Source organism: Janthinobacterium sp. OK676 (genome assembly GCF_900103595.1).
Classification (GTDB): domain Bacteria; phylum Pseudomonadota; class Gammaproteobacteria; order Burkholderiales; family Burkholderiaceae_D; genus Janthinobacterium.
Window position 1 is genome coordinate 1 of record NZ_FNHA01000030.1, and the last position, 1,461, is coordinate 1,461.

Sequence of the window (1,461 nt, forward strand, 5' to 3'; positions counted from 1 at the left end):
GTGACGTGGCATTTGATGGATGCGTCCCTTCCTGATCTTGGATAACGCAATGGATAGCAATCAATCCGGCATGGCTGCCACAAGAGGACGCCTTGCTTCGCTGATTGTCTTGTGCTGCCTGCTTGCCTGCAAAATGCCTAACGACAAAGTCCTGCCACGCAACCAAAGCCTGCCACTTTTCAATCCCCATGTCGCGGATTTTATCTGTGAAACCGAGGCGAATAAGGTGCCGCCCATCGATGCGCAAGCCGAGGACTGGTTCCTCGAAGCGCGCGCCTTGGAAGATCCTGAAATTTTCGTGGGAGACCGCGATTACAAAAAAATCGTCGCTCTGACGCGTCAAGCGGCAGAGCGGTTGCACTGGAAGGCGATGCTCAATCTGGCCAGTCTGTATGTGGAAGGACGCGATCCTTTATATGGTGAGGAGGAAGCGGTGCAACTGGTGGAAAAGGCGATGCGGCTGGGCATACCGGCGGCATATGACCGGATGGGAACGTATTATGCGAATGGCACGGGCGTCAGCGGCGACATCACTCGCGCTTATGCCTTTTGGCAAAAGGCGGCGCAGATGGGAAATCCACAGGCAATGGGGTTTCTCGGCGAAAAATTGACTGCTGGAGAGGATCACCCAGGTATTGATATGTGGGGCAATATTCCTGTAGCGACCAAAATGCTGGAGTGTGCGGTTACCCAAGGTTACGGGCCAGCGGCATATGATTTATACTATTTATATGCTGCGCCAAGAACTGCAGATGGCACAATAATTGGCGATCATCGGACGCCAGAAACAAAAGACCGCGCACTAAAAGTTTTACATGAAGGTGTCCGCCTGGGTTGCGCGCAGTGCGCACGCGATCTCTCAATAGAGTTCAGCCAACCTTTCAATATGTCCGATATGTTAGTGCCGTTCATTGACAAGGCTCGCGGTGAACGTTATGCGGTACTTAATCGCGAACTTGGATTCAATCCCAATGCGCGCTTTCCTAATCTGGACAAGGTCTTGCCGCTCCCGCCCGCCGATCTGCCGCCCTGGAATGGCGACAGGGATACCTTGCTGCATGCCGCCAAGGGTGTCCGCCCGCCGCCCGCCATGCCGCAGCCAAGCGCCTCCTCGTTGTTGCAAAAACCATATTTCCTGGCCGCCGACTATGCGCTGCGCCCCACCGGCTTGCACAGCGACGCGCCGACTGCGCCGTTTTCCGCATACTGGCAACCCGCCGCTGGGAAGGGTTTGACGGAGCCGGCCCGGCTGTTCAGTGAAGGCGAAGCGTTCCGCCATTTCAGCGTGCTCGATGCTGACGGAAACAGTCGTTATGGCCCCGTGACGTGGGAGCAGTGCCTGACGATACGGCACAACCATGGCGCCGTGGAACCGCGCGCGGTGCGCGGCTTGCTGCGCGAGGTGGCGCGGCCCGAGCCATGGTTGAGCTGCGCTTGCGACCAGGCTTGTCCGGTCAGCGG

The 1,461-nt window shown here is 57.2% G+C and carries 1 protein-coding gene; it reads left to right on the forward strand.

Annotated features, from left to right (window positions below; genetic code table 11):
* Window positions 1-49: 49 nt before the first annotated feature.
* Window positions 50-1,461 (forward strand): tetratricopeptide repeat protein (locus tag BLU39_RS28465; protein WP_175539447.1); only part of this gene is annotated, 1,412 nt, incomplete at its 3' end.